This is a genomic window from Pseudonocardia ammonioxydans, assembly GCF_900115005.1.
GTDB classification, from domain to species: domain Bacteria; phylum Actinomycetota; class Actinomycetes; order Mycobacteriales; family Pseudonocardiaceae; genus Pseudonocardia; species Pseudonocardia ammonioxydans.
On record NZ_FOUY01000101.1, the window covers coordinates 1 to 6,967 of the forward strand.

Genomic DNA, 6,967 nt, shown 5'->3' on the forward strand with positions numbered 1-6,967 from the left:
GCTCGCTGATAGACAGCACGCTGTCGTTTACAGTGAAGAAGAAGGACCGACCCGACCACACCCGGCCACGACCACGCCTGGAGGAAGCACCGGATGAGCATCACGCTGAACCACACCGTCGTCCCCGCCCGGAACAAGCAGGCCTCCGCCGAGTTCCTCGCCGACATCCTCGGTGTGCCCGTACACACACCCTTCGGGCCCTTCATCCCCGTACCCATCGGATCGATGACACTCGACTACGCCGACATCGACTTCGCCGACCGCGGCACCACCGACATCACCGCCCACCACTACGCCTTCGAAGTTGACGACGACACCTTCGACCAAATATTCGAACGGATCACCGCAGCCGGCCTGCGCTACTACGCCGAACCCCACCACCCCCACCGCGTCGGCGAAATCAACACCTCCCGCAACGGACGCGCCGTCTACTTCGACGACCCCAACGGCCACGTCATGGAAATCATGACCACCCCCCACACCGACCACTGACAGCCGCCGGCAAGCAGCGGTGACGACGTGACCACCGTGGAGGCGGTCCTGCAAAGCATCTTCACCGGGCTTGGTCACGCGCCGGCGCCAGCGGTGGCACTCGGCCTCGGGCTGGTCATGGTCATCGACACCCTCGCGCTCCTCGGTCTTCTGGTGCCCGCAGACGTCCTCGTGATCTCCGCCGCAGCAGCCGTCGACCCCCGGGCTGCGCCGCTCCTCGCCGCGGGCGCGACGGTCGGGTCGCTCACCGGATGGTCGGTCAGCTTCGCCATCGGCCGCTGCATCGGCCCGGCCCTACAGCGAAGCGCCCTGGCTCGCATGGTCACACGACAGCGATGGGCCAGCGCAGCCCGCCTGCTGGCCGGGGACTCCGGACGCGGGTTGGTGCTGCTGCAGTTCCTGCCCGTGGTCAACGCGCTGGTCCCCGCCCTCGCGGGTGCGGTCGGCATGTCGTACCGCCGATTCATGGGGTATGCGGGAATTAGCGCGGTGATGTGGGCAACGGTATTCACAAAGCTTGGGGTCTCCGCGAGCAGCGTGGGCCCTGCAGTCCCCCTGTTGGCGGGCGCATTGACCATCGCTGTGCTAGTGGCGGCCTGGGCAGTGCGCCGAGTCCGCGGCGCACCGCCGCCTGCGAACACCGGATGACGTGTGCCGACTCCGGGGATGCAATGTTCAGGTCTCCAGGACGGCGTTGCCCAGGCGATCGTGCAGGTACGGTTGCGGGCCGCGGGTAGCGATGTGGAAAATCCGGCGCGGTTGGTGGTCATTACGACCAACACAGCGCCGCCGTCGGGCGCTGCGCCTTCGATGGTTGACCTGGCGAACGCAGTCGATCACGAATCGGCGGGTGCGCACGGTCGATTCCGACACGGCCTGGCTGCAGGCTGTCAGCTCGCAATCTTTTCAAGATCATAGATGAGGCGTTCGGTCGGCGGTAGCGCCAGTGTTTGGCGTTGGATCCCTTTGGCTCGTGCGGAGAAGGTAGCGTCGGCGAGAACTGTCTGCAGTGTCGAGCTCAGCGAATCGACAGTCAGGTCCTCGACGTTGAGCCTCACACCTGCTCCTAGCTGTTCGATGCGGGCAGCGTTGGCGGGCTGCTCGGCGAACAGTGGTATCCCGATCATCGGCACTCCCGCGGTCAACGCCTCGCAGGTGCCGTTGAATCCGCAGTGGGAGATGAACACATCGGTCGCTGCGAGCAGCGTCTTCTGCTGGACGAACGAGGTCAAATGGACATTGTCGGCGCGCGGGCCCTGCCACTGCTCGGGTCTCTGTCCCACACCCAACGCGACCACGGCGGTCACCGGCAGCTGTCCGAGTGCCTCGATGATCGCGTCCAGCGGCGAGGGGCCATCGCCGATGAGGTGTCCGGCGTTCGATCCGAGACTGGCCAACACCAGCGGTCGATCCGCCGGCAGCTCGGCCACGGCAGCATCCAACGGCTCGGGCGCCACTGGTTCCGGCGGACGGTAGTGGCGCCCCTCCGCAATGCGGAACTCGACCGGGTGGAAAGCTTCGGGCACTACAGACGCCCGGAAACCGCGCAGCGGGTGCAGCGGGTCCGCTACGCCAGGTAGACCGAGTACTGCACGCTGATCGTTCAGCTCGTCGAGCACCGCCCTCGCTCCGTAGGGCGCCATCGGCGCGATGTCCAACGCGCCGTGCGGAATCCCGAGGTACTCCGCAGCGAGGTAACCGCCGTACTCGGTCGACTCACGCAACACCACGTCCGGTTTCCACCACGACAACGCCTCCACCAAGTCGACTGCAAAGCGGCTCCCCAGCACTCTGACGAAGCCGCGCGCGAACGTCTCCGGATCTACTCCGGCGGTGACACCCGGTCGGGCCTGCGGTTGTGAAATGCCGAACTCTTGCCTCAACTTCCTGCTGTGCTTCATATCACCCACCGTGACCGCGTTCGGCAGCACTAGCGGCTGAACACCTGCCCGCTCCACGTGCTCGGCGGCGTCCGGAGCTGTCGCAACCGCGACCTGATGCCCGGCCTTCTGCGCGAGAACTGCGACCGGGAGTACGATCGGGACGAGATGCGAATAGCCGGGCTGAGCAGTGAGAACAATGCGCAATGTGATCCCTTTTCCGCCTAGTGGAGCGTCGTCTGCGGCTTGTCGTCAATGAGCGCGGACGATTATGACCAGTGGGCCGACCAGGATGAGCTCATCCGCACCGGTGGGTTCCATGAGCAGCACCTTCCTCGCAACTCGCAGGGGCAGCTTGCGACGAGCTCGCTCCAGGATGCCGTAAGTGAGTTCGAGCATGGCCGTGACCCACCGCAGACCGGGCGAGATTCGCCGGCCCGGATGTCCACTGGTCGCCGCTGAGGAGGTCAGGGCAGACCGGCGAACAGGTCCTGTTCCCAGTTGTGCGGTCCATGGCCAGGGCCGCGCGCGCCGCGGACGAGCACGAAATGCTCGATGGCGAACTCGGGCTGGCCGACCAGCTTCGCGAAGAACCCGACATCGTCGACGTTGATCTGACTGCGGTGATGGCGCAGCGCGGCCAGTTTCCTCGGATGGTACTCCCGCCCATCGAGCACGGCGGTCAACTCGGCGTCGGGCACGGTGAACGGCTCGAACCCCTCTATACCCGCCTCCCGCGCCCGCTGCAAGATCGACTCCGGCATCGCCTGCCAGTAGACCTTCGACACTTCCCACGGCCCCCCGAGTTCAGGGGCCCAGAAACGGTCGGCTGCGGGTTCCAATGCCCCCATCACGGCGCGGTTGGCAGCGATGTGGTCGGGATGGCCGTAGCCGCCGAAGTCGTCATAGGTGATCACGACATGGGGCCGTTCAGCGCGCAGGATTCCGACCATCGCCTGGCGGACGTGGTCCGGATCCGCTGCCGCGAACGCCGATTCCGCGGTGTTGCCGGCGGTGCCGGCCATCCCGCTGTCGCGCCACCTGCCCGCGCCACCGAGCCAGTGATGCCGCGCGACGCCGAGTTCGGCAAGCGCCCCTGCGATCTCCTGGCGGCGGTGCGCTCCGAGCGCCTCCGGGTCATTACGCAGACCGGCGAGGTCTTCGGCCACCACCTCGCCGAGCTCGCCGCTGGTACAGGTCACGAGGGCCACGGTCGCGCCCTCGGCCGCGTAGCGAGCCATGGTGGCGCCGGTACCGGATGACTCGTCGTCGGGGTGGGCGTGCACCAGCAGTAGGCGACGTTCGGTCACCCGTCGAGGGTAGTCGTCTGATGGTATGGACGGGTGGACCATGACGCTTCTTCACCTGCTAAGACGCGGTCGTGCGGCGGGCTCGTGGACCTGCGCACGATCGGGCGGCCCGCACCGCGCTCGAAAGTGGCGCCCGCCCGAACGGGGCAGAACGTGCTCAGGCAATCGCGCGCTGGCGAGGAGGCGGCAGTGGAGCAGGCCGTGGTCACGCGTTGACCATCGTCGTGTCCCTCGACGGTCGGCCCTGCACGGCGCGAGGCCGCGAGCTGGATACCCCCTTGACTGGCGAACTGTCCGGCGCCGAGCCGCTTGCGGCTCCGGCAGGTCGAGCCAGGCCTGGGCTCCGAGACCGCCGCTCACGCAGCATGTCGCCTGGCAACCACGGTGGGAGGGCCTGGGAGGCGCTGCCGCCGGCAGCTCGTCCATGCGCGTACCTGATCAAGTGCCTACCGGGAAGTGTAGGTGTTGGCGAGCACGCGGGTGAGCAGTGCGTCGAGTGTGGCGATCTCGGACTCGGACATTCCCTGCGTGAGTTGCTCGTTGGCCTGCTTGGTCACCGTGGCAACTCGCTGGTGCACGACCTGGCCCTGCGAGGTCACGCTGATCCGAGTGGCCCGCCGATCGTGCGCGACGCCGTCGCGTCGCAGCCAGCCGGAGGCGACCATCCGATCAACCTGGCGGGCCAGGGTCTGCCCAGTGATCTCGAGCGTCTCGGCCAGGTCGCGTTGGATCATCGGGCCGTGTGCGGTCAGCGTCTCCAACACCGTCCAGGCAGCAAAGCTGACGCCGGTGTCATCGACCAGCCGCTGCTCGAAACCTGCGCGGGCCTGCCGTGCCACGAAGGCCAGTCGGTAGCCAAGTCCACCCAGCCCGGCCGGGCGTTCGACCGGGCGAGTCCCGGTGGTCTCCATGCCCACGCTCCTTACACATTACACTATGCCTGCTGATAAACAGCAGGCTGTCGGTCAGGCTAGCATGACAGGTGGCTGGCCATGAGAGCTCGCCACCGGTTCGTGCCTGGTGTCAACGGGCGAAGGCAGACGACATGAACTACAGCGACCCCCTCCCGACCCTGTTTCCCGGCGCGGCCGGGCGCGTCGTGGGAACACTCGTGCTGCGTCACGTCGACGGAGACGCGGCAACCACGATCACCGCGCTGTCGCGTGCCTCTGCGGTGGGCGCACGGCAGGTCACGACGATTGTCACCCGGCTCGCGCTTCTCGGCCTGGTCACGCGTTCCGGGGACGACGACGTCGGGATCGTGCGTGACCACGTCATGTGGCCTGCCCTCACCGGGGTGCACCGCCCTCGGCCGTTGGTCGAGGAGGCCGTGCGGCGGATTGTGGCCGAGACTGTGCTTGCCCGGGCGGGTTCACCTGCGTTCAGGGTGGTCGTCGCGGGGCCGGTGGCCGAGGGGACGGCCGTGTCGTTCGCGGACCAGCTGCTGGTCGGTCTCCTCGGTGCGGGGACACTCGCCTCCGAAGACATCGCGCTCCTACAGCGGCGACTCAGCCAGGCCACGGGCAACTCGTGCACAGTGTCGATCTTTCGGGACCTCGACGAGGCTCGCATCGCGTGGGGGCCGACGACGCCGCAGGTCGTCCAGGAACCAGTCGAAGCCGGGCCGACCTGAGCGAGCATCGACGCCACCGGGAGGTACCAGGCCCAGTCGACGGCCACCGACAATCTCGGCGAGCTCAGCATCGACACCAGGATTTGACGACCGCGGAAACGGCCGGGGCTCGCAGGGGCCAGGAGCGGGAACTAGCCAGTCACGAGACCGTTCAGTTAGCGGTAGCCGCGCTGGTGCAAGGACCGGGGGTGGCGGCGTGTCGTGAGGAAGTGGGAGCGGAGCTCTGTGAGGAGATGGGGGCGTCCGCCAAGACATCCCGGCCCCTCACGAGGAGCTCCGCTGAGCACGGATTTTGTCATCAAACGTGTCGTGACCGCCGCTGGTGACCGGTTTGCCGCTGGGCATGTCGGTGAACTGACCCGGATCGTGCCGTTCGAGATGGTCGAGGCGCGCGCTGGCCGAGACCGGCACGACGCACCGCCGGGTCCGGGCCCTGCCCTCACCTGCATCCTTAACCTCGGCTGGTTCGACCGGGCGCGCCGGTAGTCGTGCGTTTCCCGACGTCGTGGCGCGGTGTCGGTTGCAGGATCCGGGCGGGCGCGCCCGGGCCGGGGCCCGGCTGGGTTTCGGTGCTCTGGCCGGACGGCTGGTCTTCGCGCGTAGGTGGCGAAACCCGCGACGGGCCGCGCCGGGGTCAGCCGACCCGGCTCGGCGGGGCGTTCAGGGGCGCCGCAGATCAGCGGCGAGGGGGCCGGGCCAGCGGTAGCTGGGTGTGTAGGCGGTGACGATCAGCCCGGTCCAGCGGTCCGCGGCCGGGGTCCGAAACTTCGGTGCGGTCCAGCCCACTGTCTGCTTGAACAGCCCGAACGTGTGCTCGAGATCGAAACGGCGCCGGAACGACCGCCACCACCGATCCACTTCGGCGGCACTGGCGTCGGTGACCGAGGACCACAGCCCAGACCGGTTTCAGGGCGTGCTCGCCCGGGAGGTACTCGACCTGCAGCCGGAGCAGGGTGCCGGCGATGATCGGGAGCTCGTCGGGATGCTCGGCCCAGACACCGCGATGGATCAGGACGCCGCGACGCGGTCGGTCCTCAGCTCCTACGCTCGTGGCGGCGCCGGCCATATGCTCCGCAACCGACCCAGCCGACATCTCGGGCAGGCCGCAGTCCGGTGGATGTAGGAGTCGCGGCAGCGTCACACGGTGTCCGAGCCAATCGCGTTGCGCATGCGACCAAGCACACGGGCCTGCTCGTGGGTGAGCGGTGTCCTGGCCGCAGCATGGATCTCGCCCTTGTCGACGTGCAGAGGGATATCGGCCCGTCCGGTGGCAGCCACCCGAGCCATCCCCCACCGAGGAAACGAGGCAGTGAACTCTTTCCACTTGGGGTCAGCCAGCGAGGATGAGGGTTTGGATCGCGTTGACCAGCGCGGTGGTCCGCTGCGGGCAGCACCTGATCTTCCGCAGGACCTTCCAGCTCTTGAACATCGCGTTGGCGCGTTCCCCAGGCCCGCGTTGCGCCGCGTGGGCGGCGTTGACCTCCCGCTGCGCCGGGGAGAGCCGCCGGCGCTCACCGGTGTCCCGATCGGCCGGTCGCCGGCGCTGCGGGAGATCGAACGTCGGGCCGGCGCCGCGGTATCCGCTATCGGCAACCACCTGCACCCGGGCAGCGGCGAGGGCGTCGATGATCCCGTGCTCGCGGGCGGCACCC

Annotated in this window: 8 protein-coding genes; 3 read left to right on the top strand and 5 right to left on the bottom strand. The window is 68.0% G+C overall.

The genetic code is table 11. The annotated features are described in order from the left end of the window. The first annotated feature begins 93 nt into the window (after positions 1–93). Together BM093_RS33875 and BM093_RS33880 are read left to right on the top strand one after the other, a co-directional pair. The gene (locus BM093_RS33875) at positions 94–492 is read left to right on the top strand and encodes a VOC family protein (RefSeq protein ID WP_093357294.1); all 399 of its coding nucleotides are present in this window, start codon (positions 94–96) and stop codon (positions 490–492) included. Between the two features lie 27 nt (positions 493–519). Further along, positions 520–1,140: a DedA family protein gene (locus tag BM093_RS33880; protein ID WP_093357295.1), complete on the top strand. Its 621-nt coding sequence runs from the start codon at positions 520–522 to the stop codon at positions 1,138–1,140. Between the two features lie 242 nt (positions 1,141–1,382). Here BM093_RS33880 and BM093_RS33885 read toward each other — a convergent pair whose 3' ends face one another. The 3 genes from BM093_RS33885 to BM093_RS33900 all read right to left on the bottom strand — a co-directional run bounded on the left by BM093_RS33885 (position 1,383) and on the right by BM093_RS33900 (position 4,593). Continuing rightward, complete coding sequence (locus tag BM093_RS33885) at positions 1,383–2,579, bottom strand: glycosyltransferase (RefSeq protein ID WP_093357296.1); 1,197 nt, start codon at positions 2,577–2,579, stop codon at positions 1,383–1,385. A 260-nt stretch (positions 2,580–2,839) separates the two neighbouring features. Beyond that, positions 2,840–3,664, bottom strand: coding sequence for an N-acetyl-1-D-myo-inositol-2-amino-2-deoxy-alpha-D-glucopyranoside deacetylase (gene mshB, locus BM093_RS33895; protein ID WP_093357302.1), 825 nt, complete (start codon positions 3,662–3,664; stop codon positions 2,840–2,842). A gap of 464 nt (positions 3,665–4,128) precedes the next feature. Continuing rightward, positions 4,129–4,593, bottom strand: coding sequence for a MarR family winged helix-turn-helix transcriptional regulator (locus BM093_RS33900; RefSeq protein WP_093357298.1), 465 nt, complete (start codon positions 4,591–4,593; stop codon positions 4,129–4,131). 134 nt (positions 4,594–4,727) lie between these two features. Between BM093_RS33900 and BM093_RS33905 the strand changes: the two genes are divergently transcribed. After that, entirely contained in the window at positions 4,728–5,315 is a 588-nt protein-coding gene (locus BM093_RS33905) for a hypothetical protein (protein WP_093357299.1), read from the top strand. A 1,137-nt stretch (positions 5,316–6,452) separates the two neighbouring features. On the opposite strand, the gene BM093_RS36425 is transcribed toward BM093_RS33905, so the two are convergent. Together BM093_RS36425 and BM093_RS33920 are read right to left on the bottom strand one after the other, a co-directional pair. Further along, positions 6,453–6,593, bottom strand: a complete 141-nt coding sequence (locus BM093_RS36425; protein WP_177238881.1) for a hypothetical protein — start codon at positions 6,591–6,593, stop codon at positions 6,453–6,455. A 52-nt stretch (positions 6,594–6,645) separates the two neighbouring features. Beyond that, a partial coding sequence (locus BM093_RS33920) for a transposase family protein (RefSeq protein ID WP_143105692.1) occupies positions 6,646–6,967 on the bottom strand: 322 nt, incomplete at its 5' end.

Excerpts from the sequence above, each read along its gene's own strand:
- BM093_RS33900 (WP_093357298.1), bottom strand. The coding sequence starts at position 4,593 with ATGGAGACCACCGGGACTCGCCCGGTCGAACGCCCGGCCGGGCTGGGT.
- BM093_RS33875 (WP_093357294.1), top strand. The coding sequence starts at position 94 with ATGAGCATCACGCTGAACCACACCGTCGTCCCCGCCCGGAACAAGCAG.
- BM093_RS33905 (WP_093357299.1), top strand. The coding sequence starts at position 4,728 with ATGAACTACAGCGACCCCCTCCCGACCCTGTTTCCCGGCGCGGCCGGG.